Raw genomic sequence first — 24,966 nt, 5'->3', positions numbered from 1 at the left:
GGTCTCATCGGCTCACCAGTGCCGCAGGCGGCACCGGCTTGTGGAAGAAGGGAACACGGCGCCACCACAGCTGCAGCGCCTGCCAGTGGATGCGCGCCATCACGCCCAGCGTCAGCAGCGGGTGGGCGGTCCAGGCGCGGTGCAGCGCCTCGGGCGTCAGCGGCTCCAGGTGGCCGCTGACGCTGGTGCTGATCAGCTCGCGGCCGTCGGCGTCGTCATGGTCGATGCGCACCACGGTGCGCTCGGGCGTGCGCAGGAAGCGGAAGCGGTAGGCGCCCTCGACGCGGCAGAACGGCGACACATGGAAGACCTTGTCGGCGCGCAGCTCGCGGCCCCAGGCCGGGCGGTCGAGCAGATAGCAGTGGCGCTCGCCGAAAGTGTTGTTGACCTCGGCGACGATGGCGCGCAGCGAGCCGTCGGCACGGTGCGCGTACCAGAAGCTCACCGGCTTGAAGGCGTAGCCCAGCACGCGCGGATAGGTGTGCAGCCAGATCTCGCCGTCGGCGTCCGCGATGCCCTCGGCCGCCAGCAGACGCTCGAACCAGGCCAGCGCGTCGTCGCCGCCGTCGCCGTGGTCGCGGTCATGGAAGCTGACCCGCGCGGCGCGGTTGCGCGCCAGCACCGGATCGGGCTGCTGGCGCAGCGTGCGCATCGGCAGCAGCAGGAACCAGGTGTCGTAGCGGAAGGCGCGGGCCACCGGCCGGCGCCGCGCATGGCGCACCGGGCCGCGGCCGATCAGCGCGCGCGGCGGGTTCATGCCGCCTCCGCCGCCGACACCGGCCGGACCAGCTTCAGATGCGGGCCGGCGTCGGCCGCGCGCTCGCGCAGCGCCGCGACCACCGCCAGGCCCGACTTCAACCCGTCCTCATGGAAGCCGTAGCCGGTCCAGGCACCGCAGAACCAGGTGTGGCGCCGGCCCTGGATCGCGGGCAGCCGGCGCTGCGCCTCGATCGCCGCCAGGTCGAAGACCGGATGGCTGTAGTCGTACTCGCCCAGGATGTGCTCGCGCCGGATCTGGCGCACCGGATTGAGCGAGACGATCACCGGCTGGGTCCACGGCATCGGCTGAAGCCGGTTGAGCAGATAGTGCAGGCACACGCCCGAGCGCTCGCGGCCCGCGTCGCCGGCGTGCTCGTAGTTCCAGGCGGCCCAGGCCTTGCGGCGCTGCGGCAGCTGGCCCTCGTCGGTGTGCAGCACCGCGCGGTTCGGGTGGTAGCGGATCGCGCCCAGCACCGCACGCTCGTCCGCGCTGGCATCGCTGCCCAGCAGCCGCAGCGACTGGTCGGAGTGGCAGGCCAGCACCACCTCGTCGTAGCGCGCCTCGCCGTCGGCGGCGGTGACGATCACGCCGCCCTCGGGCAGGCGCCTCACCGCATGCACCGGCGTCGACAGCCGCACGTCGGGCAGCCGCGCGGCGATGCGGTTCACGTAGTGGCGCGCCCCGCCCAGCACCGTGTGCCACTGCGGCCGGTCGCTGACCTGCAGCAGCCCGTGGTTGTGGCAGAAGCGGATCATCGTCGCGATCGGGAACTGCAGCATCTGCTCGGTCGGGCAGGACCAGATGCAGCCGATCATCGGCAGGAAGTACCAGCGCCGGAAGGTGTCGGAAAAGCGCTCCGCATCGAGAAAGTCGCCGATCGACTGCGCCAGCTGCGCCTCGCTGCCGCTGCGCGCCAGCGCGGTGGTGCGGCGGTTGAAGCGCAGCAGCTCGCGCAGCATGCCCAGAAAGCGCGGGCTCAACAGGTTGGCGCGCTGCGCGAACACCGTGTCGAGGTTGCAGCCGCTCCACTCCAGCCGCCCCTGTTCGGCCTGGACCGAGAAGGACATGTCCGACGGCGCGGTGTCGACGCGCAGCTCGGCGAAGAGCTTCAGCAGCTCCGGATAGGTGCGGTGGTTGAAGACCAGGAAGCCGGTGTCGACGCCCTGCGTGTGCGCCCGCCCGTCCGGGCCGGGTAGCGTCACGTCGACGGTGTGGGTGTGGCCGCCGAGGTAGTCGCCCGCCTCGTAGAGCGTGACCCGGCAGTCCGAACCCGGCGCCGACAGATGCCAGGCGCTCGACAGGCCGGCGATGCCCGAGCCGATGATCGCGATGCGTCGCATGGCTCAGGCCCTCCCGGCGGCAAAAGAGAGACCGAGAAGCTCGGCGCGGCCGGAAAGAAGAGACGCCGTGCAGCGCCCGAAGGGGAAGAAGGGAGGGAGGGAGGAGGAGATGAACCGCCTCCGGGGGTCTGCCGGAACGCGGGGTCCGGACAGGCTGCACGGCGTGAAAATCGTTGCCCGATCGGCGGGAGCGGCGTATTCGGTGTCCATGAGGACCGGATACGCAGGCCGAGGCCGATCGGATGCACTGGCTGTGAGCCGGCCCGCGCGCGGAAGTTCCCGGACGGCAGCGGCCGCGAGGGTCGAGATGTGAGCAGACATGTCCGGGCTCCGGTGGGCAGAAGGTGTGGGAAGAACGCCGCTCAGCGACGAGCCAGCTCGGCGCGGATGTCGCGCAGCAGCGCGCCGTCCTCCGGCGTGGTGAAACTGGTGTAGGCCTTGACGGTGCGCCCGTCGCGGCCGATCAGGTACTTGTGGAAGTTCCACTTCGGCGTGCTGCCCGAGAGCCGCGCCAGGTCGGCGTAGAAGGGATGCGCCTTGGCCCCCGTGACCGGCGTCTTCATGAACATCGGGAAGCGCACCGCGAACTGGTCCTCGCAGAAGGCGGCGATCTCCGCGTTCGAGCCCGGCTCCTGGCCGGCGAAGTCGTTCGACGGAAAGCCCAGCACCACCAGGCCATCGCCCTGGTGCTTGCGGTAGAGCGCCTCCAGCCCGCGGTACTGCGAGGTGAAGCCGCACTGGCTGGCGGTGTTGACCACCAGCACCACCCGGCCGGCGTACTGGCACAGCGACTGCGGCTTCTCGTCCTGCAGCCGCGGCACCGTGCGGTCGAGCAAGGCGGGACAGGCCGCAGCGCCGGAGGGCGTGGCCGTGGCAGGCGTGGCGGCCTGCGCCGGGGCCATGCCGATGAACAGTGCGCACAGCGCCGCAAGAAGAGTTGCCTTGAACATGATTTGTCTTGGGCAAACAGTGGATGTGGTTCTAATATTAGGCATGACAGACAAAAACCACAATGTTTGTCCAGGACAATTTATCGACGAAAGCGCGACATCGCCGGCCCGGCGTCACGGCCGGCGATGTGCGGCACACTCGGAGCCCCCTGATGAATGACCGGGCACCCACCGCACTGACCATGTTCACGATCGCCGCCGTCGAACGCGACACCCGCCTCGGCAAGGACACGCTGCGTGTCTGGGAGCGCCGCTATGGCTTTCCTCGCCCGCTGCGTGACGACAACGGCGAGCGCCTCTACCCGCCCGAGCAGGTCGAGCAGCTGCGCCACATCCGCCGCCTGCTCGATGCCGGCTGGCGCCCGGGGCGCATCGTCGGGCTGTCGATGGAGGAACTGCAGCGGGTGGGCCAGCTCTCGGGCAACGAGACGGTCGCGCCGGCCGAACCGGCCCTGAAGGCCGAGCCGAAGGCGCTGTACGAGCTGCTGCGCGCGCATGACGTGGCCGGCCTGCGCCGCGCGCTGATGCAGACGCTGCTGCGCCGCGGCCTGGCGCACTTCATCAGCGAGGTTGCGCAGCCGCTGCTGGTCGAGATCGGCGAGGCCTGGTCGCGCGGCCAGCTCGAGGTCTTCGAGGAGCATCTGTGCAGCGAGGCGATCGAGACGGTGCTGCGCACCGCGATCGCCACCGCGCCGGAAATGCGCTCCGACGGCACGCCGCGGGTGCTGCTGACCACCTTCCCCGGCGAGCTGCACGGCCTGGGCCTGCTGATGGCCGAGGCGCTGTTCACCCTCGAGGGCGCGAGCTGCATGAACCTGGGCTGCCAGACGCCGATGCCCGACATCGTCGCGGCCGCCCGCGCGCATCGGGCCGACATCGTCGCGCTCGGCTTCTCGATGGTCAGTCCGGCCGGCGCCTCGCTCGACCATCTGGCCGAGCTGCGCGCCCGGCTGCCGCAGCCGGTCGAGCTGTGGGCGGGCACGCCGCAGGCGGCGATGCTGCGTCGTGGCGTCGAAGGCGTGTTGATGCTGCCGACGCTGGGCGAGATCCATCAGGGCATCGGTCGCTGGCACGCGCGGGCCGGCAAGACCCGGCAGAGCGACGATCGTCATTCAAACGATTGATACGCACGCATCAAGACCCGTGAATCCGTCTGAACGGAGGGCCCTCTAAGCTGTGCACCAGCTGACCCGAGATCCCTCCGCCATGAGTTCCACCGCTTCCCCCTCGCGCTACGGCGCCACCGCGATCGCGCTGCACTGGCTGCTGGCCGTGGGCATCGGCGGCGCCTTTGGCGTCGGGGTCTACATGACCGGCCTGCCCTTCTCGCCGGCACGGCTCAAGCTCTACAACTGGCACAAGTGGGCCGGCGTGACGATCCTGGCGCTGTCGGCCGCGCGGCTGCTGTGGCGGCTGGCGAACCGCCCGCCCGCGCTGCCGGCCTCGATCGACCAGGCCATGCCGGGCTGGCAGCGCGCCGCCTTCCACGGCACGCACCACCTGATGTATCTGCTGTTCTTCGCCGTGCCGCTGACCGGCTGGGCCTACAGCTCGGCGGCGGGCTTCCCGATCGTCTGGTTCGGCGTGCTGCCGCTGCCCGACTTCATGCCGGTCGACAAGGCGCTGGCCGAATCGATCAAGCCGCTGCACGAGCTGAGCGCCTTCGGCCTGGCCGGCCTGGTGGTGCTGCATGTCGCCGCCGCGCTCAAGCACCAGTTCATCGACCGCGACCGCCTGCTCGGCCGCATGGGCCTGGGTCCGGCGCCGCGCTGAGCCGCGCCGATCGCCCCCCGCCGTCGCCCGTCCCACCTGATTTCCGGAGTTCTTCCATGACCGTCATCCTGCGCACCGCGGCCCTGGCCGCCGCCTCCTTCGCCGCCCTGGTCGTCGCACCGACGCCTGCGCTGGCCCAGCAGAAGCTCGACGCCGCCAAGAGCGAGATGCTCTTCGTCAGCAAGCAGATGGGCGTGCCGGTCGAGGGGCGCTTCCGCAAGTTCGACGCCCAGATCGCCTTCGACCCGAAGAAGCCGGAAGCCGGCAAGGTCGCCTTCACCATCGACATGGGCAGCGCCACCTTCGGCTCGCCGGAGGTGGATGTCGAGCTGCCCAAGGCCACCTGGTTCAACGTGCCGAAGTTCCCGCAGGCCACCTTCCAGTCCAGCGCGATCAAGGCGGTCGGCGCCGGCAGGTTCGAGGTGGCCGGCAAGCTGTCCATCAAGGGCAGCAGCCGCGACGTGGTCGTGCCGGTCGCGCTGACCCAGGCCGGCGGCAGCACCACCGCCACCGGCGCCTTCGCGATCAAGCGCCTCGAATTCAAGATCGGCGAAGGCGACTGGGCCGACACCTCGATGGTCGCCAACGACGTGCAGGTCAAGTTCAAGCTGAACCTGAGCGGCGTGCCGGCGCTCTGAACCCCTTTCCTTCCCTCTCTCACCCAACCCTGACCCCCTCCACGGAGACCCTGCCATGAAGAAGACCCTGCTCGCGCTGACCGCCGCCTCGGCCCTGTTCGCCACTGCCGCCCAGGCCCAGTCGGCCACCTACGCGATCGAGCCGACGCACACCTTCGTGACCTTCGAGATCGACCACTTCGGCACCTCGACCAACCGCGGCCGCTTCGACAAGAAGGAAGGCACGGTCCAGTTCGACCGCGCCGGCAAGACCGGCAAGGTCGACATCACCATCGACGTCGACTCGGTCAACACCGGCACCGGCCCGTTCAACAGCCACCTGAAGAGCGCCGAGATCCTGAACGTCGCGGCCTACCCGACCGCCCGCTTCGTCGGCGACAAGTTCGTGTTCGAAGGCGACAAGGTCAAGGAAGTGACCGGCCAGTTCACGCTGATGGGCAAGACCCACCCGGTCACGCTGAAGGCGACCAAGTTCAACTGCTACCAGAACCCGATGCTCAAGCGCGAGGTCTGCGGCGGCGACTTCGAGACCAGCATCAAGCGCAGCCAGTGGGGCGCCAGCTACGGCCTGAACTACGGTTTCGCCGACGACATGCGCCTGGTGATCCAGGTCGAGGCGGTCAAGCAGTAAGCGAGACGCGGCACACGGCCCGGCCCGGCGAACTGCGCCGGGTCAGCTGGCAGTCCGCCGCAGCAGCACCCGCAGCGCCACGCCGGCCCGGTGCCAGGGCGCACGCGGCTGGCGGTGGGTCAGACCCACCGTCGACAGCAGCCCGGCCAGCACCGCGACCAGCCCGCCGGCCAGCACGGCCAGCAGGATCGCGGGCATCGCCAGGCAGAAGAGCACCAGCTGGGCGCACGCAACCAGCACGCGCTCGAACAGGCTGCGGGGAGAGGAGCGATGAACGTTCATGGTGCGGGGCCTCCTGCGGTCTGCAGACATGACAAGCCGCTTCCACGCACTTGCCACGCTTCACGAAACCGACACGGATATTCATTTCAGTGAATTACATCACGAACTGAAGGCTTGTGTCGGCCATGGTCTGGCCCCGGTTTTTTCAGCGCGTCAGCGCTTGCGGTCCATGCGCAGCGCGAAGGCCAGACCACGCGAGTGGCTGTCGATGCGGCCGTAGTCGAAGGTTTCCTGCTTGCGGCCCTTGTCGGTCTGGCGCTCCTGCACCGGCAGACGGCGCGGGGCTTGATGTTCGATGGTGCGAAGGAAATGCTTCATGGCGGTGGGACGGTGCTTGTGATCGCTGTCGGAGCCCCCACAACGGCTGAAGGCTGACGCGCGATGACGCGCGCACCGCCCGCCTTCAGCTTTCCTAAACAAATCAGCAACACGGCATCATGACCCGACCCCTTCTCGCCCCGCTGCAGCTCGGTGATCTGCATCTGCCCAACCGCATCGTGATGGCGCCGCTGACGCGGGCCCGTGCGGTCGGCGCCGACCGGGTGCCCAATGCGCTGATGGCGCGCCACTATGCGCAGCGCGCCGGCTTCGGCCTGATCCTGAGCGAGGCCACCGCGGTCACGCCGCAGGGCGTGGGCTATGCCGACACGCCGGGGCTGTGGAGCGAGGCGCAGGTCGAGGGCTGGCGCGGCGTGACCGAGGCGGTGCATGCCGCCGGCGGGCGCATCGTCGCGCAGCTCTGGCATGTCGGCCGCATCTCCGACCCGGTCTTTCTCGAGGGCGGGCTTCCGGTCGCGCCCAGCGCGGTCGCGCCGGCCGGCGAGGTCAGCCTGGTGCGCCCGAAGCGCCCCTACGTGACGCCGCGTGCGCTGGCCCTGGACGAGCTGCCCGGCATCGTCGCCGCCTACCGCCAGGGCGCCGAGAACGCCCGGCGCGCCGGCTTCGACGGCGTGGAGATCCACGCGGCCAACGGCTACCTGATCGACCAGTTCCTGCAGGACCGCAGCAATCAGCGCACCGACGCCTACGGCGGCCCGATCGAGAACCGCATGCGGCTGCTGCTGGAGATCGTCGACGCGGCGATCGAGGTCTGGGGCGCGGGGCGGGTCGGCGTGCATCTGGCGCCGCGCGGCGACGCGCACGACATGGGCGACTCCGATCCGCAGGCGCTGTTCACGCAGGTGGCGCGCGAGCTCGGCCGGCGCGGCGTGGCCTTCCTGTGCCTGCGCGAGCATCTGGGCGCCGGCCGGCTGCTGCCGGTGATCCGCGAGGCCTTCGGCGGCGCGGTCATCGCCAATGAAGGCCTCGATCCGGACAGCGCCGAGGCCCTGCTCGGGCGCGGCGAGGCCGAGGCGGTCGCCTTCGGCCGGCTGGCGATCGCCAACCCCGATCTGGTCGAGCGCATCCGCCAGGGCGCCGCACTCAACCGGCCCGATCCGTCCACCTTCTACGGCGGCGGCGAGACGGGCTACACCGACTATCCGGCGCTGGGCTGAGCGGCCAGCGTCTGCAGCATCGTGCCCACCTGCCCGACGGCACTGCCGTCCGGGTAGGCCCCCTGATGGTCGATCGCGGCGGTGGCGATCACCAGCAGCAGGCTCAGCAGGCAGATGAGCGGATAGATCCAGCGGGCAAGAGCGTCCATGGCGGACTCCAGGTACAGGGGCAAGAACAGGGCATGGGCCTCACTGTGCCGTGGCGCCCGCTGGCCGGCTGCCATCCGGTAGCGCAGGTGCGTGCAGGACAATTCCTACGTCAAGGTCCGCGGAGGGCCGAGGCCGCAACCGCCTGGGCCAGCCGCTGCAGCGCGCGGCGATGGGCGGCGACCAGCGCCTCGGCCGATGTCTCGCCGGCCAGCGGTTCGGCCAGTTCGAGCTGGCCGGAGCGGGCCGTCTGCCGTCCGGCCGGATCGGACACCACCCAGATCGCGGCCAGCCGCACTCGGCCGGCGGCCAGATCGGCCTCGAGCCGCTCGATGTCGATGCGCAGGCGCAGCGCGGCGCTCAGCCCGGCCGGCAGCGCGGCGCCCCAGACCTGGACCGGCTGGCCGGCCTCGGTCGCCGCACGCGCCAGGTCGCGGCGCAGCAGGCGCGGCACCGCCTCGGCCAGCGGTTCGGCCCAGCGCACCTCCGGCAGCGCCTGCAGCGAGCCCGCCCCCTGACCGGCCAGCACCAGCTCGCGGTCGAGATAGGCCGGCAGCTGGACGCGCTGCAGATGCCAGACCGGTGCGGCCGACAGGTCGGTCGCGCCCCCTGGCTCGGGCCGGGGCTCGGCCTCCAGTCGCAGCAGGCGCGGCACCCGGGTCGGCGCGGCGGCGCAGCCGGCCAGCGTCAGCACAAGGGGCAGGCTCAGGCCCAGGCCGGAGAGCATCCGGCGGCGCGAAGTCGTCATGGCAGCTCCTGGGGTCGACCGGTCAGCAGCGAGCGAGGCTGCTGCTCCAGCGTGTCGGACAGCGCGCGCAGCGAGCGAGCGGCACGCGAGAGGTCATCCAGCGTCTGCTCGAGCTTCTGCTGCAGCGCGCTGTCGGGGCCGGCGGCCTCGGCCGTCTCGCGCAAGGCTGCGGCGGTGCGGGCCAGTTCGTCGGCGCTGCGGCCCAGGCTGCGCATCAGCGGCGCATCGGGCTGCAGCAGCGCCTCGGCGCCCGAGGCCGCCGCGCCGACCCGCGCCGCAGCCGCCGACACATCGTCCATCGAGCGCCGGGTGTCGCCCAGCGCCCGGTCAGCGGCATCGAGCAGCGGGCCGCTGCGCCGGTCCAGCCGCTCGGCCAGCCGGTTCAGGCTGGCAGCGGTCTGCTCGACCTGGGCCAGCGTCGACTCGATGCGCGGCGAGCCCACCGTCTGGCGCACCGAGCGCGCGATCGAGGCCAGATCGTCGACCATGCGGCGCAGGTCCATGCCGTCGACCTGGTTCTTGATGTCCTGGATCGCGGTGGTCACCGTCGGGATCTCGATCATGCCGCTGCGAGCGCCCAGCCGCGAGGCCTGCCGGTCGGCGCGGAAATCCAGGTCGACATAGAGCTGGCCGGTCAGCAGGCTCTGCATCTGCAGCTGCGCGCGCAGGCCGCGCTCGACCAGCGTCTCCAGCCGCAGTCCGTCGCGGGGCGTGCCGCCGGCGCCGACCTGGTCGATCAGCTCCGGGTCGAGCTCGGCCACCACCGGGATGGAGAATCGGTCCTGGCCGGCGTCGTAGCTCAGGCCGATCGAGGTCACGCTGCCCAGACGCACGCCGCGGAAGACCACCGGCGCGCCCACCTGCAGCCCGAAGATCGAGCCGCTGAAATGCATCACCACGCTGTCCTTGCGCGCGAAGAGCCGGCCGTCGGCGCTGGCCAGCACCGCCGCGACGATCAGCACCAGCGCGCCGAGCACGAAGGCGCCGATCAGCACCGGACGTGAGGCGCGGGAGGGTCGGGAAGGCGGGCCGTCGTTCATCAGGAATCGCTCCGGTCGCGGCGCAGGAAGGCCCGGACCTCGTCGGGGCCGTGCTCGCGCAGCTGGTGGGGGTTGTCGAGCGCGGTCATCGTGCGTTGGCGCGCGTCGAGGAAGAGCGCCCGGTCGGCGACCGCAAACAGGCTGTCGAGCTCGTGCGTCACCATCACCACGGTCATGCCGAGCGCCGCGCGCAGCTGCAGGATCAGCGCATCGAGCCGGGCCGAGGCCAGCGGGTCCAGCCCGGCCGAGGGCTCGTCGAGAAAGAGCAGCGGCGCGTCGGCGCACAGCGCGCGCGCGATGGCGGCGCGCTTGCGCATGCCGCCGCTGAGCTCGGCGGGCAGACGCTCGAAGCTGCCGTCCAGCCCGACCAGCGCGAGCCGGAAGCGCGCCTGCAGCGCCAGCGCCTCGTCGTCGACGCGCTGGCGCAGCCGGCCGTCGTCGTCGCGCAGGCTCTCGCGCTGCGCGAACATCAGGTTCTCGCCGACGCTCATCGAGCTCCACAGCGCACCGGCCTGGAACATCACGCCCAGGCGGCGGCGCAGGCGCCGGCGCACCCGCTCGTCGGCATCGTTCAGGTCCGCGCCCTCGAGCAGGATGCGCCCGGCCGCCGGCGCCTGCAGCCCGATCATGTGGCGCAGCAGCGTGCTCTTGCCACAGCCGCTGCCGCCCATGATCGCCAGGATCTCGCCGCGGCGCACCGCGAAGTCCAGACCCTGCTGGATGACGCGCTCGCCGTGCGCCATCGTCAGGCCCTCGACCCGCATGATGTCGGCATCCGTCGCCATCACCACCCCAGCCTCTGGAAGACGATGGTCGTCACCGACGCGGCCACGACGATCCAGACGATGGCCTGCACCACCGAGGCGGTCACCGCCCGGCCGACGCCCTCGGCGCTGCGCTGCGCGTTCAGGCCCTGGCGGCAGCCCGCCAGCCCGACCAGGCCGGCGTAGAGCGTGCCCTTGAACAGGCCGATGCCCAGATGCGCGGGCGTCAGCGCCTCGCCGGCGCGCTGCAGGTACTGGAAGGAATCGACGCCCTGCACCCCGACCGCAACCACCCAGCCGCCGACCATGCCCAGCAGCGCCGCGTAGAGCGTCAGCAGCGGCGCCACCAGCAGCAGCGCCAGCAGCCGCGGCAGCACCAGGTGCTCGACCGGATCGAGGCCGAGCGTGCGCAGCGCGTCGATCTCCTCGCTGGCGTTCATGCTGGCGAGCTCGGCGGCGAAGGCCGCGCCGACCCGCCCGGCCAGCAGGATGGCCATCATCAGCGCGGCGATCTCGCGCACGCTGCCGATGGTCACCAGATCGGCGATGAAGACCTGCGCGCCGAAGCGGCGCAGCTGCTCGGCACCCATGTACGCCAGGATCATGCCGACCAGCACGCTGACCAGCGAGACGATCGGCAGGCTGCGCGGGCCGGTCTGCTCGACCTGCCAGACCAGGTCGCGCCAGCGCAGGCCGCTGCCGCCGCGCGGCACGCGCGCCAGCGCCAGCAGCGTCTGGCCGAAGAAGCCGAGGCTGACCGCGAACTGGCCGTGGCCGTCGAGCACGCGCCGGCCGAGGCGCTCCAGCCCTCGCCACCACACGGCCGGCTTCGGCGCGGGAGCGGCCGCGGGCGCGGGCGCGGCCGTCGCGCCCGCCTGCGCGATGACCGCGCGCAGGCCCTCGGGCAGCGAATCGTCGAGCTGCACCTCCATGCCGGACGAGGCCGAGCGCAGCAGCCCCCAGAGGCGCGCGGCCAGGCGCGCGTCCCAGCCCTGCAGCGCCTCGGCGCGCAGCCTCAGGCCGGCCGCGGCCGACCGCGGCGGCCAGTCCGGCAGCGCCGCGGCGCGCCAGTCGCCCGACAGCGTCCAGACGGTCATGCCGCCGGGTTCGCCGGCGGCATGGACATGGGGCGCGGACCCCGGCGAAGGAGACGGGGCCTCATCCACTCGAGCGGGATCCGGTGGTCTTCATGATGCGCGGATCATACCCGGCGCCGCTGCGGCGCAGCAACGCACCCGCCTCGCTGGCCTGCAGAGCAGGCGCCGCCAGCTCCGGCGGCGGGTCGCCGTCGAAGAACCAGTGCATCAGGCGCGCCAGATCGGCATCACTGGCCATCACGGCGCCGTGCCGCAGCGGGACCGGCGGCAGGCTCGTCGAGGCCATCAGCACATCGCACATCACAGGCTCCGGCGGACGGGTGGGCGCAGGGGCGTCAGACCGCGTCGCGGCGGCGGCGGCTCGACATGGCGCCGATCAGTCCGACCAGCGCGGCACCGGCCGCCGCGGCCATCAGCACCGACTTGCCCGGCTCGCTGCGGATGTAGCCGACCGCCTGGTCGCGCTTCACGCAGGCCTGCTCGCGCACCTTGGCGCCGGTGTCGCGGCATGCGGCCACGCCGCGCGTGTGCATCGACTCGATCCTGTCGGCCGCGCGGTGCAGCGCCGAGCCGCTTTCGGTGCGTGCGGTCTCGACCTTGTCAGCCAGCGTGTCCAGCGCCGAGGCAGCGCCGTCGCGGGTCTTCTCGATCAGCGTCGAGGCGCTGTCGGCGGCCTTCTGGCCGGCGGCGTCGATGCGGTCGGCCACATCGTGCAGCTTGGCCGAGGCGGTGGTGTCGGGGGTCAGGGGAAGCTTGTCGTTGAACATCTGGATCTCCTTGAGTGAGGGGGGCTGAACTGCGATGGAGTCACTTTAGGAGCCGCCCGGGCCGCTGCCCATGAGCCGTCGCCGCGTCGGCGTGTGGGCCGGATCCGGCATCGCTGTAGGACGATGCCGGCGGGATCAGCGGCCGGCGCCGCGGCGGTCGCTGGCCGTGCCCAGCCGCGAGGCCAGGTCGCGGCAGCCGGCATCGCTGCCGCCGTCGCCCGGGTCGAGCAGCGGCAGCAACGCCGCCGCCGGCGTCACCAGCGCCAGCAGCGCCGAGGGCAGCAGCCGCTGCACCAGGCCGCGGGTGTCCAGCGAGACCTTCGGCCGGGCCAGCGTGCCGCGCACATCGATGGGCGTGCGCAGCGACAGCGGACTGAAGTCGTGCGGCCGCACCCGCGCGCGCAGCATCAGCTGCTCGGTGGCCAGCGACAGCGCACCGTCCACCACCACCAGCGAGTCCGGCGTGTCCACCAGCATCACGCGCGGCGTCGCGGTGCCGTCGCGCACCTGCAGGTCGGCCACCGCGCAGCGCAGCGGCAGCCCCCGGTCGCCGACCAGCAGCAGGCCCAGCGCCTGCGCGACGTCGATGCCGGCGGCCTCCAGCGCCAGCTGCGACATGCGCCCCTGCGTGATGCCCAGGCGAAGCCGCCCGTCGGCGCTGGCCAGCAGCTCGGCCGTCGAGCGGCCCTGCCCCTGCATGAGCAGATCGCCCGACAGGCGCCCGCTGATCCAGGGCCCGGCGCCGGAGGCGCGGGTCTGGCGCAGCCAGTCCTCCAGCGGCACGCCAGTGGCGCGCAGCGCGGTGGTCCACCGCGCCTGCGCGCCGCGCGCGTCCAGGCCGATCGAGCCGGTGATCTGGCCGCCCGAGCCCACGCGCGCGGCCAGCTCGTCGATCGACAGCACCGCCTGCTGCAGCCGCAGCCGCGCCTGCAGCGGCGCGATCGGCCGCGCAAAGGCCTCGCCCAGCTCGAGCCGGTCGAGCGAGACGGTCAGCGCCGCGTCCATGCGGTCCAGCGAAGGCAGATCGAAGCGGCGGTCCGGCAGGATGCGGCCGTCGGCGGCCGCGGCCTGGCGCTCGACCGCCTGCGCCGGCACGCCGATGGCCGGGCCGAGATCGGCCAGCCACAGCGCGCGCCCGCGCAGCGTGCCGCCGAGCTGCGGGCGTGCAGCAGCGGTGTCGAGCACGAAGTCGCCGCTCAGCTCGGAGCGGCCGATGCGGGCCTGCGCCAGCTGCAGCCGCCACGGCGAGGCCTCGGCCGGCTCGCGCAGGAGGCGGCCCTGCGCCCGGAACGACGCGGTGGTCGGCAGCGTCAGGCCGAGCGGTTCGCCCACCCGCGCCAGCGACGGCCCCGACAGCGTGAAGCCGGTGTCGAGCCCGCGCAGGCCCAGCAGGTCGCGCACGCGGCCTTGCGCGCGCAGCAGCGTCGCGCCCGCCTCGAGCGACAGCGCGAAGCCGACCGGCGCCGCCGCACCGGCCGCGATCCAGGGCAGCGGCGAGCCGGTCTCGAGCGCCAGCGACAGCGGCTGCTGGCGCCAGCGCCCGCCCGAGCGCAGCTTCACGCCGCGCTCGTCGAGCGAGAACACCGCGTCGGCCTGCAGCGCCAGCGGCCGGTCGTCGATCGCCAACCGGCCCTCGCGCAGCCACAGCGTGCCGATCTGCACCGCCGGCCGCGGCCGTGCCGGCGCGTCGGCGGCGCGCTCGAGCAGCCAGTTCGCGCGGCCGTCGGCCTCGCGCTGCAGCCGCGCGGCGATGTGGCCGATGCCGACCTGCTCGATGCGCAGCGGCTCGCCGCGGCGCCAGGCCAGCAGGTCGCGCCAGCGCAGCCGCAGGTCCAGATCGCGGGCATGCAGCGTCCAGCCCGCCGGCAGGCCTGCCGGCGCCGACGGCCGCGCGGCGGCCGCACCGGCCGGATCGGCCACCGCCAGGTCGGCCGCCTGCAGTCGCAGCGGGCCGATCAGCGACAGCCGCCAGCCGGGCGCGCTGCCGGACGGTGCCTCGGGTGGGCGCCAGCGCAGCTCGCGGCCGAGCTGGCCCGACAGCCAGCCCTCGCTCCAGCCCGCCAGCCAGGGCCAGCCGCGCCATTCGCCCCAGGCCAGCGCGGCCGCAGCCGCCACCAGCAGCGCGGCGCCCCCGGCCGCCATCCGACGCACAAGCAAAAACCGCCGCGAAGGCGCGGCGGTCGGCGTGCGGACGGCGGGATCGGCGGCGATCCCGTCGTTCATCATCACATCCGGACGACGATCTCGTTGCGGACTTCCTTCACCCCGTTGACCGAGCGGGCCAGCGATTCGGCCGCGCCCTTTTCGGTCGCGTTCTTGGCGAAGCCCGAGAGCATCACCGTGCCGTTGAGCGTCTCGACGCTGATGGCCGTGGCATCGACACTCTTGGCCTCCACGAAGCGGGCCTTCACCGCGGTGGTGATCGCGGTGTCGTCGACATACTGGCCGACGGTGGACTGGCCGCGGCTGACGGCGCAGCCCGGCAGGACGACGAGGGCGGACACGGCGGCAAGGGCAGCGACGGTGGCACGGAACATGGTGTATCTCCTTGGAAGTGGTAGCGATCGGGATCGATCCGCTGGTCATCGGGTTCGATTCCCGATGACTTCATTCTGGGAGGCCGTGCAGGGCCTTTCGATCGGAGAAGCCCGCCGCCCGCTGTAGGACGCCGCCGATGGGCCCGGCCGGACGCCGCGAGCCGCGTGCATGCGCCCAGACCCAGGTGAACTCCGCGCCCAGCAGGAAGATCTGCGCCGACCAGTAGACCCAGACCAGCACCACCACCAGCGAGCCCGCCGCGCCGAAGCCGCTGCTCACGCCGCTGCGGCCGATGTACAGGCCGATCAGCGTGCGCCCGGCGCTGAACAGCAGCGCGGTGACCGCCGCCCCGACCCAGACATCGCGCCAGGCGATCCGCACCCGCGGCATGATCTTGTAGATCATCGCGAAGCCCAGCGTCGCCAGGCCGAAGCCGGCCAGCGCGTTGACCCCCTGCAGCAGCAGCGACCAGGCCGGCAGCCGGGTGTTCCACCAGTTCGTCCACGCCGCCAGCGCCGCGCTGGTCACCAGCGAGACCATCAGCAGGAAGCCGATCGCCATCACCATGCCGAAGGACAGCACCCGCGCGCGCACCCAGGCCAGCAGGCCGGCGGCGGGCGGCTGCGGCGCCTGCCAGATGCGGTCGAGCGCGCCCTGGAGCTGCGCGAAGACGGTGGTGGCGCCGATGAAGAGCGTGCCCAGGCCGGTCAGCATCGCCAGGCCGCCGGTCTCGGGCAGGCGCAGGCTCGCCAGCAGCGCCTGCACGGTGGCGGCGCCCTCCTCGCCCATCAGGCCGCGCAGCTGCCCCAGGATCTCGCCGCGCGCCGCCTCCTCGCCGAAGGCCAGCCCGGCCACCGCGATGGCGATCAGCAGCGTCGGCGCGATCGAGAACAGCGTGTAGTAGGCCAGCGCCGCGCCCTGGGTCGGCGCGTCGTCGTCGATCCAGGACGACAGCGTGCGGCGCAGCATCGCCGACCAGGCCGGCGAAAACGCAGTGGCGGCGGGAGCGGGAGCGGGAGCTTGGGGAGGGAGGGGCGCATTCATCCGCCCTTTGTCGCCGCCGGCCGAGCCTGCGGCCAGCAGCCGGCGGCGCAGCCGGTCGTAGGACGGCACCGACGCGCGCTCACGCCCTCGGACGACGGCCGCGCGCCCGGGCCAAGACCACACTGGCGACGCGCCTCCTCTTTCGACCCGTCATGAACACCTATCACTGCAGCCACTGCGGCCAGACCGTCTTCTTCGAGAACACCCGCTGCGAGGGCTGCGGCCATGCACTGGCCTTCGATCCGGCCACGATGAGCCTGCTGGCCTGGCAGCCCGGACCGGACGGCACGCTGCAGCCCTCGACCGCCGCGCTGGCGCCCGAGGCCGCGCAGGCGCTGCAGCAGCGTGCGGCCGGCGGCCGGCTGCGGCCGTGCGCCCACCACGCGCTGCCGCACGGGGCGGACGCCGCGCCGGCCCCGCAGGGCGTCTGCAACTGGCTGAGCGACGCGGACGACGCCGACGGCGAGCCGCTGTGCCTGAGCTGCCGCTGCACCGAGGTGCTGCCGGCGCTGGACCGGCCGGGCAATCTCGAGGCCTGGAGCCGGCTCGAGACCGCCAAGCGCCGGCTGCTGCACGGCCTGCTGGCGGCCGGCCTGCCGATCCCGCGTCGCCCGGTCGATCCGCAGGGCCTGGCCTTCCGCTTCCTGGAGGAGCTGCCCGACGCGCCCGAACCGGTGCTCACCGGCCATGACCACGGCCTGATCACCGTCAGCATCGCCGAGGCCGACGACGCCACCCGCGAGGCCCGGCGCGCCGCGATGCACGAGCCCTACCGCACGCTGCTGGGCCACTTCCGCCACGAGATCGGCCATTTCTACTGGGACCAGCTGATCGCGAAGGACGAGCGGCGCCTGGCGGCCTTCCGCGCGCTGTTCGGCGACGAGCGCGCCGACTACGGCCAGGCGCTGGAGCGCCACTACCGCGAGGGCGCGCCGGCCGACTGGCCGCAGCGCCACATCAGCGCCTACGCGACCATGCACCCGTGGGAGGACTGGGCCGAGACCTGGGCGCACTGGATGCACATCTCGGACTCGCTCGACACCGCCAGCCACTGGGGCGTGCGGCTGCAGGGCGATCCGGTCGCCGGCCCGGCGGTCGAGCCCGACACCGCGCTGGCCGCGCTGCCTGGCACGCGCGACTTCCGCCGGGTGCTGGTCGACGAGTGGCTGCCGCTGTCGCGCTTCCTCAACAGCATGGGCCGCAGCCTCGGCCAGGGCGACGCCTGGCCCTTCGTGGTCGCCGATCCGGTGCTGGACCGGCTCGCCTTCGTGCACCAGACGGTGCGCGAGGCCGCGCTCAGCCGCAGCACGCCTGCAGGCTGATGCCATGCAGCCGCTCGTTCCACCGGCAGTGCACGATCGTGCCCGCACCGGCCGGCACCGGGCTGCGCCCCTGGCGGCGCAGTCGCGAGGAGCAGCCGGCCCGGCAGGCGATCAGCGCCCCCGGGCGCACACGGTGGACGGACAGGCAGCGGACAGAAAGATCCATGATGAACACTCCAGGGCAAATGATGATCAGCCCCAAAACCACACGGGACCACTGACTTCAGGATAGGCATCGCGCCTGTGCCGGCCTGTGAGTCCGGACCGCGACGGCCTGTCGGTCCTGTCCTGCACCCGCTTCCCGATGAACCGAGCCGAACCCATCGACCATCCTCCCGTCGACCGCCGCCTGTGGTGGCGCTTCGTCGCGATGGCCCGTCCGTACTGGAGCGGCGCCGAGCGCACGCGCGCCATCGGCCTGCTGGCGCTGCTGATCGTGCTGCTGCTGGGCCAGACCAGCTTCAACGTGCTGTTCAACCAGCAGAGCGGCGAGTTCACCTCGGCGCTGGCCGCCGGCGACGCCGAGCGCTTCTGGCGCGCGATCCGCCATTTCAGCCTGCTGCTGGTGGTGGCCGTGCCGCTGTGGGCCTGCTACTACTTCGTGCGCGACACGCTGGGGCTGCACTGGCGGCGCTGGCTCACCGCGCACCTGCTCGGGCGCTACCTCGGCCACCGCGCCTTCTACCGGCTGACACAGCAGTCCGGCGCGGCGATCGACAACCCCGACCAGCGCATCGCCGAGGACGTCAACAGCTTCACCGGCCAGTCGCTGTACTTCCTGATGGTGCTGCTCGGCGCGCTCATCGAGCTGGTGGCCTTCACCGGCGTGCTGTGGTCGATCTCGCGCCTGCTCGTCGCCTTCCTGATCGTCTACGCGGTGGCCGGCACCTGGATCACGATCGCGGTGTTCGGGCGGCCGCTGATCGGGCTGAACTTCCGCCAGCTTCGCCGCGAGGCCGACTTCCGCTTCGGCCTGGTGCGGCTGCGCGAGCATGCCGAGCCGATCGCCTTCCACGAGGGCGAGCGCGAGGAGCTCGGCCGGCTGCGCGGCCTGTTCGCCAGCCTGTACGGCAATGCACGCCAGGTGCTGCGCTGGCAGTTCGGCCTGAACCTGTTCCAGTACGGCCACAGCTTCCTGACGATGGCGCTGCCCAGCATCATCATCGCCGACCAGGTGCTGTCGGGCGAGATGGAGGTCGGCCGCGCGATCCAGGCCGCCGGCGCCTTCTCGGCCATCCTGGGCGCGCTGACGCTGATCGTGCAGCACTTCGAGAGCCTGAGCCGCTTCGGCGCCGGGGTGAACCGGCTGCACGAGTTCAGCCGCGCGCTCGACCGGCTCGAGGCCGGCGGCGGCCGCAGCGACAGCCGCATCGAGACGCTGCCCGGGCGCGACTTCGCGCTCGAGCATGTCGCGGTGATGACGCCGCAGCGCGAGCACCTGCTGATCCGCGACCTGTCGCTGACGATCAGCGACGGCCACGGCCTGCTGATCGAGGGCCCGAGCGGCTGCGGCAAGAGCTCGCTGCTGCGTGCGATCGCCGGGCTGTGGACCACCGGCTCGGGCCGCATCGTGCGGCCCGACGGCGACGAGGTGATGTTCCTGCCGCAGCACCCCTACCTGGGCACCGGCACGCTGCGCGACGAGCTGCTCTACCCGCATCCGGAGCGGTCGCTGCCCGACGAGGCGCTGCGCGCGCTGCTGCGCGAGGTCAACCTGCCCGACCTGGCCGACCGCGTCGGCGGGCTCGACGCGGTGCGCGACTGGGCCAAGGTGCTGTCGACCGGCGAGCAGCAGCGCCTGGCCTTCGCGCGGGCCCTGCGCTCGCGGGCTCGCTTCGTCATCCTGGACGAGGCCTCCAGCGCGCTGGACGCGGCCAACGAGGCGCTGCTGTACGCGCGGCTGGTGGCCGCCGGCAGCACGCCGGTCAGCATCAGCCACCGGCCGGCGCTGCTGGCCTATCACCAGCAGGTGCTGCGGCTGCATGGCGACGGCGGCTGGTCGCTGCACCCGGCGCGCAGCCACCGCTTCGGCGAGGGCGGCGCCGATGCGGCCTGATCAGGCTGCCGGCGTGACGCCCGCGTGCGCCGCCTGCTGGTCGGCGTGGTAGCTCGAGCGCACCATGGCGCCCACCGCCGCGTGCGTGAAGCCCATCTTGTAGGCCTCGGCCTCGAACATCTTGAAGGTGTCCGGGTGCACATAGCGGCGCACCGGCAGGTGGTGGCCGCTCGGCGCCAGGTACTGGCCGATGGTCAGCATGTCGATGTCGTGCGCGCGCATGTCGCGCATGACCTCGAGAATCTCCTCGTCCGTCTCGCCCAGGCCGACCATCAGGCCGCTCTTGGTCGGCACGTTCGGCACCTCTTCCTTGAAGCGCTTGAGCAGCGTCAGGCTGAACTGGTAGTCGGCGCCCGGGCGCGCTTCCTTGTACAGGCGCGGCACGGTCTCCATGTTGTGGTTCATGACGTCGGGCGGCGCGTCCTTCAGGATCGCCAGCGCCTTGTCCAGGCGGCCGCGGAAGTCGGGCACCAGCACCTCGATCTGCGTCTGCGGCGAGGCCTCGCGGGTGGCGCGGATGCACTCGGCATAGTGGCCGGCGCCGCCGTCGCGCAGGTCGTCGCGGTCGACCGAGGTGATGACGACGTACTTCAGCTTGAGTGCCGCGATCGTCTTGGCCAGGTTGGCCGGCTCGTCCACGTCCAGCGGATCCGGGCGGCCGTGGCCGACGTCGCAGAACGGGCAGCGCCGGGTGCACTTGTCACCCATGATCATGAAGGTCGCGGTGCCCTTGCCGAAGCATTCGCCGATGTTCGGGCAGCTCGCCTCCTCGCAGACGGTGTGCAGCTTGTGCTCGCGCAGGATCTGCTTGATCTCGTAGAAGCGCGTGGTCGGGCTGCCGGCCTTGACGCGGATCCAGTCGGGCTTCTTCAGCGTCTCGGCCGGCACGATCTTGATCGGGATGCGCGCGGTCTTGGCCTCGGCCTTCTGCTTGGCGGTCGGGTCGTAGTTCGCGCCGGTCTGCGCGGTGTGGGTGACGTTGTCGGTCGGCATGGTGCGTCCAGGATCCCGGTGGGGATGGAGAGGCGGCGGAGAGCGGGTGGGCGGAAGGCGTCGTAGCCGGCGGGCGGCGTCGCCCTCAGCGGCTCAGCAGACGGGCGAGGTAGCGGGCCAGCAGGTCGGCGGCCGTCGCCCAGTCGGTCGAGACGCCGAGTGTAGCCAAGTCGACCGTGCGCAGCCCCGGATAGCCGCAGGGATTGATGCGCTCGAAGGGTTCCAGATCCATCGCCACGTTCAGCGCCACGCCGTGATAGGTGCAGTGGTTGCTGACCTTGATGCCGAGCGCCGAGATCTTGCCCAGGCCGCGGAACGGATCGCGCGGATCGGCCGGGCCGGTGAGCGCGCCGTGCGCGAACGGATCGTCCAGCCGCACGTAGATGCCGGGCGCGCCGGCGACGCGGTGGCCGGTCACGCCGAACTCGCCCAGCGTGCGGATTGCCGCCTCCTCGACGCGGTAGACGTATTCCTTGACGAAGATGCCCAGCCGGCGCAGGTCGATCAGCGGGTAGGCCACCACCTGGCCGGGGCCGTGAAAGGTCACCTGGCCGCCGCGGTTGGTCGCCACCACCGGGATGCTGCCGGCGCCCAGCACATGCTCGGGCCGCCCGGCCACGCCCTGCGTGAAGACCGGCGGATGCTCGCACAGCCAGAGTTCGTCGGGCGTGTCGGGGGTGCGTGCCTCGGTGAAGGCACGCATCGCATCGAAGGTGGGCCCGTGCTCGACCCGACCGAGCATGCGCAGCAGCGGGCCGGACAGGTCAGCGTGGGCAGGGATCGTGGCGGCAGTCATGCGACATTGTCACACCGCCCTGCCCCGCCACGGCCAGCCCGGCCGGACTTCAGGCGGCCAGCGCGATGTCGACCCCGCCCAGCGCGCTGCCGAGCCGGTGGAAGGCACGCGCGCGCAGCGACTGCGCGTCCACCGCATCGCCGATGCGCTCGAGCACATCGGCGGTGCGCAGCAGCAGGGTGCAGCGCAGGCCCAGATCCTCGCTGCGCTCGACGCGGCGCGCCAGGTCGAAGGCGGTGTCGCGCACCTGCTCGATGGCCAGCCGCGCGGCGGCCGGACGATCGCGCTCGACCCACATCCGCAGCAGCCGATCCATCGCCTCGAGCAGTTCGGCCGTCGCCCGGATGCCCTCGGCATGGCTGCCGGTGGCGCTGACCGAGCGCTGCGTGCGCGCCAGCAGCCACTGCGCGTGCTCGAGCGTCTCGTCGTCCGGCCCGGCCTCGGCCATCGCCTGGTCGGCCGCCGCCAGCAGCAGCCGCGCCATCTCGAGATGGTCGCGCCGCTGGCGGGCCTGCTCCAGCCGCTGGATCCAGCCGTCCTGACGCGCTTCCTGTTCCAGCCGGCCGCTCGCCTTCTCGTGATGCATGTTCATCGACATCGCTTCTTTCCCCCGCTTGCCGGCAACGCTGAAACCGGTCGCTCGACAGGCCTCGATCCTAGGCAGGCCGGCGCGCGATGACTCCCCCTCGCCTCAGGGTGGGCCGGAAAAGCGGCAGGATCGCCGTGCAATCAGCACGATCGATGCACGACGCTCAGAGCGTCGGATAGGACAGCGTCGCCAGTGTCAGCGCGATGCCGGTCCACAGGATCGCGGCCTGCAGCAGCGACTCGCGCAGTGCCGGACGGCGTGCGCCCCAGCGCAGCAGCCGCATCAGCAGCAGGGGCCAGAAGAAGAAGTCCACATCCTTCAGATAGAGCGAGCCCTGGCCGGCGCAGGCCAGCGCCGCCGCACAGATCAGGATCTGCGCGCTGGCCAGCCGGTCGCTGCGCAGCGCGTTCCAGCTCCAGGCCAGCACCAGGGCGATCAGCGCCGGACTGGCCAGATGCACCGCCAGCAGCGCACCCTCGATGCGGTCCAGCCGCGAGAACACGAAGCCCCCGCCGACCAGCGCGGGCGACAGCGCATACAGCACCACCACCCCCGGCCACAGCAGCAGGAAGCGATGCAGCAGCACGGCGGGCCGGACCCGCCGGTTGATGCGGTCGCCCGCCTGCAGGCCCAGCACCAGCAGCGCCAGCGCGATCAGGAAGGCACGGGCATGCGGCAGCGGCAGCGCATCCGACAGACCCCGCGCCGGCATCTCGCGCCAGGTCAGATGGATCGTCAGCAAGGCCAGCAGCGCCACGCCCGCCTTGGGCAGCAGCGCCAGCCAGCGACGACGGCGCCAGTCATCCAGACAGGAAGCGGCCACCGCCGCTGCGCCGGACGGCTCGACCGTGACCGTCAGCGGCAGCAGCACGACCGGCGCATGCCGCGACAGGCCACGGGTCAGGCGCGGCACTGCCAGGCCCAGCACCAGCAGCAGCATGGCCAGCGCCTCGGGATGCCCCCACAGCGCCGGCCCGAACTGGAAGGGCGAAGCGAAGAAGGCGCTCGCCAGCAGTGCCGCCTTCTGCCAGTCCGTGCCCAGGCGCAGGGCGATCTGCAGCAGCAGCAGCGTCGAGGTCAGATGCATCACCAGCCCGGCCGCACGCATGCCCTCGAGCGACAGGCCCAGCGCACTGACCAGCGCATAGAAGGCCGGGCCGTGGCGGCTGTGCATCTCGGTCAGGAAACTGCGCCAGGGCAGCGTCTGGTACTGGTGCAGCACCACGCTGTGCAGGCTCTCGAAGGTGTGCTGCGCGCCCCGGCTCGGGTTGTAGGACACCGCCAGCGCCATCCAGCCCAGCACGATGAAGGCCAGCACCAGGAGCGCGATCAGATCCCAGGGCGGCTGGGTCTCGATGTCCGTCTCTGTCGTGTTGGCATTCACGATCCCCTCCCAGACAATTTGTTACATCAATCCTAAGGATGCCTGAAAATTGTGTCAACAAATTTGCCAACTTTGTCACAACCGGAGCGGATCGGGTGTGATCTGGAAGGCACTCCGGCGCGTCAATCCAGGGAACGCGGGGCCGGACGACGCCACCATCTCAGTCCGAGAAGCAACAGCAGTGCCAGCACCTCGGGAGCGATCTCGGCCAGCCGACCCTTCGAGGCCCGCATCCAGGCCAGATGCAGCAGACCGAGCGGCGCGATCAGATAGACCAGCCGGTGCAGCCGCTGCCAGCGCCGGCCGCCGAGCGCGCGCATCGCGCGGTCGGTCGAGGTCAGCGCCAGCGGCAGCAGCAGCACGAAGGCCAGGAAGCCGATCAGCGCGAACGGCCGCTTGCCCAGATCCCTGACGATCGCGGTCGGGTCCAGCCCCATGTCCAGCCAGGCATAGGCCAGCGCATGCAGCAGCGCATAGGCAAAGGCCCACAGCCCGACGGTGCGGCGCCAGCGCATCGGGCCGTTCAGGCCGGAGAGGCGCCGCAGCGGCGTCAGCGCCAGGCCGGCCAGCAGCAGGTTCAGGGTCCAGTCGCCGGTGCCGCGCAGCAGCGTCTCGGCCGGATTGACGCCCAGACCGCCAGCCCAGCCGGTGCTGCCGCGCACGACCCAGCCCAGCAGCGGCAGCAGGCACAGCAGCCAGACGACCCGCCTGGCCCCCGGCCGGCGCAGCACCGCGTCGAGGCGGGCGAGCGCAGGCGCGGTCATCAGAAGAACTTCTTCAGATCCATGCCCGCGTACAGCGAGGCCACCTGCGCGCCATAGCCGTTGAAGGGCAGCGTCGGGCGCTTGCGCGCGAACAGGCCGTCCTCGCCGATGCGCCGCTCGGTCGCCTGACTCCAGCGCGGGTGGTCGACCTCCGGGTTGACGTTGGAATAGAAGCCGTACTCCTGCGGCGCCGAGCGGTTCCAGGCGGTCAGCGGCTGGCGCTCGGTGAAGCGGATCCTCACGATCGACTTGGCGCTCTTGAAGCCGTATTTCCACGGCACCACCAGCCGCACCGGCGCGCCGTTCTGGTTCGGCAGCACCTCGCCGTAGAGGCCGAAGGCCAGCAGCGTCAGCGGATGCATCGCCTCGTCCAGGCGCAGGCCCTCGACATAGGGCCAGTCGAGCACCCGCGAGCTGACGCCGGGCATCTGCTTCGGATCGGCCAGCGTGTGGAACTCGACATACCTGGCATTGCCGGTCGGCTCGACGCGGCGGATCAGCTCGGCCAGCGACCAGCCGACCCACGGGATCACCATCGACCAGCCCTCGACGCAGCGCAGGCGGTAGATGCGCTCCTCCATCGGCGCCAGGCGCAGCAGCGCGTCGAGGTCGAGCGTCTGCGGCCGCTTCACCTCGCCCTCGACGACGACGCTCCACGGCCGGGTCTGCAGCCGTCCGGCCAGCCGCGCCGGATCGGCCTTGTCGGTGCCGAACTCGTAGAAGTTGTTGTAGGCGGTGATGTCGGCGTAGGCGGTCGAACGCTCCATCGTCGTGGCGCCGGCCACCGCGCTGCGCGCGCCGGGCAGCGCGGCCAGACGTCCCGGCCGGACGGGTGCGGAGGCCGACTGCGGCTGCGCCAGCGCCTCGCGCCCGGCCCAGCCCGCCAGCGCCAGGCCACCCGCGCCGGCGGCGAGCTGGCGCAGCCAGTCGCGGCGGCGCTCGTGGATCTCGCGCGGCGTGATCTCGCTCGAGCGCGGATGAATGAAGCCGTGATCGGGATGGGCGTGGGGTCGGACAGGCATCGGGCGCTCCAGGGCGGACAGCAGG

29 protein-coding genes are annotated in these 24,966 nt (G+C 72.0%); 7 read left to right on the top strand and 22 right to left on the bottom strand.

The window, feature by feature from the left end:
* Window positions 1-4 precede the first annotated feature (4 nt).
* The 3 genes from NFT33_RS05785 to NFT33_RS05775 form a co-directional block, all read right to left on the bottom strand.
* Window positions 5-757: a DUF1365 domain-containing protein gene (locus NFT33_RS05785; protein WP_251673830.1), complete on the bottom strand. Its 753-nt coding sequence runs from the start codon at window positions 755-757 to the stop codon at window positions 5-7.
* On the bottom strand, window positions 754-2,100 hold the full coding sequence (locus NFT33_RS05780; protein ID WP_251673827.1) for an NAD(P)/FAD-dependent oxidoreductase: 1,347 nt from the start codon (window positions 2,098-2,100) through the stop codon (window positions 754-756). The genes NFT33_RS05785 and NFT33_RS05780 overlap by 4 nt, the downstream gene beginning before the upstream one ends.
* Before the next feature lie 362 nt (window positions 2,101-2,462).
* Window positions 2,463-3,050: a glutathione peroxidase gene (locus tag NFT33_RS05775; RefSeq protein WP_251673825.1), complete on the bottom strand. Its 588-nt coding sequence runs from the start codon at window positions 3,048-3,050 to the stop codon at window positions 2,463-2,465.
* A gap of 152 nt (window positions 3,051-3,202) precedes the next feature.
* Between NFT33_RS05775 and NFT33_RS05770 the strand changes: the two genes are divergently transcribed.
* The 4 genes from NFT33_RS05770 to NFT33_RS05755 all read left to right on the top strand — a co-directional run bounded on the left by NFT33_RS05770 (window position 3,203) and on the right by NFT33_RS05755 (window position 6,092).
* Entirely contained in the window at window positions 3,203-4,174 is a 972-nt protein-coding gene (locus NFT33_RS05770) for a MerR family transcriptional regulator (protein WP_251673822.1), read from the top strand.
* An 82-nt stretch (window positions 4,175-4,256) separates the two neighbouring features.
* A complete protein-coding gene (locus tag NFT33_RS05765) occupies window positions 4,257-4,823 on the top strand; it encodes a cytochrome b (protein WP_220784638.1) in 567 nt (188 codons plus the stop codon).
* A 56-nt stretch (window positions 4,824-4,879) separates the two neighbouring features.
* Window positions 4,880-5,461, top strand: coding sequence for a YceI family protein (locus NFT33_RS05760; RefSeq protein ID WP_149504818.1), 582 nt, complete (start codon window positions 4,880-4,882; stop codon window positions 5,459-5,461).
* Between the two features lie 55 nt (window positions 5,462-5,516).
* A complete protein-coding gene (locus NFT33_RS05755; RefSeq protein WP_220784639.1) occupies window positions 5,517-6,092 on the top strand; it encodes a YceI family protein in 576 nt (191 codons plus the stop codon).
* Between the two features lie 42 nt (window positions 6,093-6,134).
* Here the strand turns inward: NFT33_RS05755 and NFT33_RS05750 are convergent, their stop codons facing one another.
* Both NFT33_RS05750 and NFT33_RS05745 read right to left on the bottom strand, forming a co-directional pair.
* Complete coding sequence (locus NFT33_RS05750) at window positions 6,135-6,374, bottom strand: hypothetical protein (protein WP_220784641.1); 240 nt, start codon at window positions 6,372-6,374, stop codon at window positions 6,135-6,137.
* Window positions 6,375-6,527: 153 nt separating this feature from the next.
* Complete coding sequence (locus tag NFT33_RS05745; RefSeq protein WP_156027794.1) at window positions 6,528-6,692, bottom strand: hypothetical protein; 165 nt, start codon at window positions 6,690-6,692, stop codon at window positions 6,528-6,530.
* A gap of 119 nt (window positions 6,693-6,811) precedes the next feature.
* Between NFT33_RS05745 and NFT33_RS05740 the strand changes: the two genes are divergently transcribed.
* On the top strand, window positions 6,812-7,870 hold the full coding sequence (locus NFT33_RS05740; RefSeq protein WP_251673820.1) for an alkene reductase: 1,059 nt from the start codon (window positions 6,812-6,814) through the stop codon (window positions 7,868-7,870).
* On the opposite strand, the gene NFT33_RS05735 is transcribed toward NFT33_RS05740, so the two are convergent.
* The 10 genes from NFT33_RS05735 to NFT33_RS05690 form a co-directional block, all read right to left on the bottom strand.
* Window positions 7,852-8,019 (bottom strand): hypothetical protein, encoded by a 168-nt coding sequence (locus NFT33_RS05735; RefSeq protein WP_180692974.1) that lies wholly within the window; start codon window positions 8,017-8,019, stop codon window positions 7,852-7,854. The two genes, NFT33_RS05740 and NFT33_RS05735, sit on opposite strands and share 19 nt — an antisense overlap.
* Window positions 8,020-8,129: 110 nt before the next feature.
* Window positions 8,130-8,765, bottom strand: a complete 636-nt coding sequence (locus tag NFT33_RS05730) for a PqiC family protein (protein WP_149504822.1) — start codon at window positions 8,763-8,765, stop codon at window positions 8,130-8,132.
* Window positions 8,762-9,805 (bottom strand): MlaD family protein, encoded by a 1,044-nt coding sequence (locus NFT33_RS05725; protein WP_220784644.1) that lies wholly within the window; start codon window positions 9,803-9,805, stop codon window positions 8,762-8,764. The genes NFT33_RS05730 and NFT33_RS05725 overlap by 4 nt, the downstream gene beginning before the upstream one ends.
* Window positions 9,805-10,590: an ABC transporter ATP-binding protein gene (locus NFT33_RS05720; RefSeq protein ID WP_251673818.1), complete on the bottom strand. Its 786-nt coding sequence runs from the start codon at window positions 10,588-10,590 to the stop codon at window positions 9,805-9,807. Before NFT33_RS05720 ends, NFT33_RS05725 begins: the two co-directional genes overlap by 1 nt.
* Window positions 10,590-11,666 carry an MlaE family ABC transporter permease gene (locus NFT33_RS05715; RefSeq protein WP_251673816.1) on the bottom strand — a complete coding sequence of 359 codons (1,077 nt, stop codon included), beginning with the start codon at window positions 11,664-11,666 and terminating at the stop codon, window positions 10,590-10,592. The genes NFT33_RS05720 and NFT33_RS05715 overlap by 1 nt, the downstream gene beginning before the upstream one ends.
* A 61-nt stretch (window positions 11,667-11,727) precedes the next feature.
* Window positions 11,728-11,967, bottom strand: coding sequence for a hypothetical protein (locus NFT33_RS05710; protein WP_149504825.1), 240 nt, complete (start codon window positions 11,965-11,967; stop codon window positions 11,728-11,730).
* A gap of 34 nt (window positions 11,968-12,001) precedes the next feature.
* The gene (locus NFT33_RS05705) at window positions 12,002-12,433 is read right to left on the bottom strand and encodes a hypothetical protein (RefSeq protein ID WP_251673814.1); all 432 of its coding nucleotides are present in this window, start codon (window positions 12,431-12,433) and stop codon (window positions 12,002-12,004) included.
* A 135-nt stretch (window positions 12,434-12,568) separates the two neighbouring features.
* A complete protein-coding gene (locus NFT33_RS05700) occupies window positions 12,569-14,575 on the bottom strand; it encodes an AsmA family protein (RefSeq protein ID WP_251673812.1) in 2,007 nt (668 codons plus the stop codon).
* Window positions 14,576-14,658: 83 nt separating this feature from the next.
* Window positions 14,659-14,970 carry a BON domain-containing protein gene (locus NFT33_RS05695; protein WP_251673810.1) on the bottom strand — a complete coding sequence of 104 codons (312 nt, stop codon included), beginning with the start codon at window positions 14,968-14,970 and terminating at the stop codon, window positions 14,659-14,661.
* Between the two features lie 70 nt (window positions 14,971-15,040).
* On the bottom strand, window positions 15,041-16,084 hold the full coding sequence (locus NFT33_RS05690) for a YihY/virulence factor BrkB family protein (RefSeq protein ID WP_309296120.1): 1,044 nt from the start codon (window positions 16,082-16,084) through the stop codon (window positions 15,041-15,043).
* Between the two features lie 83 nt (window positions 16,085-16,167).
* Between NFT33_RS05690 and NFT33_RS05685 the strand changes: the two genes are divergently transcribed.
* Window positions 16,168-17,337, top strand: a complete 1,170-nt coding sequence (locus tag NFT33_RS05685; protein ID WP_251673808.1) for a zinc-binding metallopeptidase family protein — start codon at window positions 16,168-16,170, stop codon at window positions 17,335-17,337.
* On the opposite strand, the gene NFT33_RS05680 is transcribed toward NFT33_RS05685, so the two are convergent.
* Complete coding sequence (locus NFT33_RS05680; RefSeq protein ID WP_149504831.1) at window positions 17,312-17,503, bottom strand: hypothetical protein; 192 nt, start codon at window positions 17,501-17,503, stop codon at window positions 17,312-17,314. The genes NFT33_RS05685 and NFT33_RS05680 overlap by 26 nt on opposite strands.
* A gap of 138 nt (window positions 17,504-17,641) precedes the next feature.
* Between NFT33_RS05680 and NFT33_RS05675 the strand changes: the two genes are divergently transcribed.
* Window positions 17,642-19,393, top strand: coding sequence for an ABC transporter ATP-binding protein/permease (locus NFT33_RS05675; protein ID WP_251673806.1), 1,752 nt, complete (start codon window positions 17,642-17,644; stop codon window positions 19,391-19,393).
* Here the strand turns inward: NFT33_RS05675 and lipA are convergent, their stop codons facing one another.
* The 6 genes from lipA to msrP form a co-directional block, all read right to left on the bottom strand.
* Window positions 19,394-20,386, bottom strand: coding sequence for a lipoyl synthase (gene lipA, locus NFT33_RS05670; RefSeq protein ID WP_251673804.1), 993 nt, complete (start codon window positions 20,384-20,386; stop codon window positions 19,394-19,396).
* 85 nt (window positions 20,387-20,471) lie between these two features.
* Entirely contained in the window at window positions 20,472-21,128 is a 657-nt protein-coding gene (gene lipB, locus NFT33_RS05665; protein WP_376744132.1) for a lipoyl(octanoyl) transferase LipB, read from the bottom strand.
* A gap of 103 nt (window positions 21,129-21,231) precedes the next feature.
* Window positions 21,232-21,774 carry a hypothetical protein gene (locus NFT33_RS05660; protein WP_220784658.1) on the bottom strand — a complete coding sequence of 181 codons (543 nt, stop codon included), beginning with the start codon at window positions 21,772-21,774 and terminating at the stop codon, window positions 21,232-21,234.
* Between the two features lie 160 nt (window positions 21,775-21,934).
* Entirely contained in the window at window positions 21,935-23,155 is a 1,221-nt protein-coding gene (locus NFT33_RS05655; protein ID WP_251673800.1) for a hypothetical protein, read from the bottom strand.
* Between the two features lie 122 nt (window positions 23,156-23,277).
* Window positions 23,278-23,919, bottom strand: a complete 642-nt coding sequence (locus tag NFT33_RS05650) for a protein-methionine-sulfoxide reductase heme-binding subunit MsrQ (RefSeq protein WP_251673798.1) — start codon at window positions 23,917-23,919, stop codon at window positions 23,278-23,280.
* A complete protein-coding gene (gene msrP / locus NFT33_RS05645) occupies window positions 23,919-24,941 on the bottom strand; it encodes a protein-methionine-sulfoxide reductase catalytic subunit MsrP (RefSeq protein WP_251673796.1) in 1,023 nt (340 codons plus the stop codon). Before msrP ends, NFT33_RS05650 begins: the two co-directional genes overlap by 1 nt.
* Window positions 24,942-24,966: the final 25 nt, after the last annotated feature.

It is taken from the genome of Sphaerotilus sp. FB-3 (genome assembly GCF_023706025.1).
Lineage (GTDB): Bacteria > Pseudomonadota > Gammaproteobacteria > Burkholderiales > Burkholderiaceae_C > Sphaerotilus > Sphaerotilus sulfidivorans.
Note: the sequence above shows the minus strand (reverse complement) of the source record. Positions and strands in the feature narration are given on the sequence as shown.